Annotated in this window: 1 protein-coding gene; it reads left to right on the forward strand. The window is 35.8% G+C overall.

What is annotated here, in order from left to right:
• Positions 1–225 precede the first annotated feature (225 nt).
• The coding region (locus tag ACTXGO_RS16080) for a PRC-barrel domain-containing protein (protein WP_443575228.1) at positions 226–542 on the forward strand (317 nt) is incomplete at its 3' end.

Consider the following 542-nt stretch of genomic DNA (forward strand, 5'->3'; position numbering starts at 1 on the left):
AGGCTGACCTATTAGAGTTACGTTAATTTGTACATCTAATATATCGCATTATTTATCAGCCAATTAGCAATAAAGATAAGAAAAACCATACTGCTATTATCGTATTTAACAAAACGGTAAGCATTAACAGCAGGTATATATTGATGTTTTTAGCTTATGACTAATTTTAGTACTAAAGCTATCAGCACACTTTAATTTAATCACTCATACTAAAGGAAGATAATAATGAGCCAACTAATTCGTTTACAAGATATTCAAGCAACCCATCGTGACGTCATCGGTGATGATTACTATGACCCAACAGGCAAAACAGCCTACGGCGTCAATGAAGAGAAAATCGGTAAAATCGACGGTGCTCTAGTAGAAGATACTACGGGTCGCATTCGCTACTTAATTGCTGATGTAGGCGGTTGGTTTAGCTCAAAAGAAGTATTAATTCCAGCAGGTTTAGCTCGTATCGTTGGTGATGATGTCTTTTTCGATAGCTTAACGAAATCTCAAGTTGAAGCTATGGAAGTTTATGATCATGACTATCAGTATAG

This window comes from Psychrobacter sp. T6-1 (assembly GCF_052258445.1).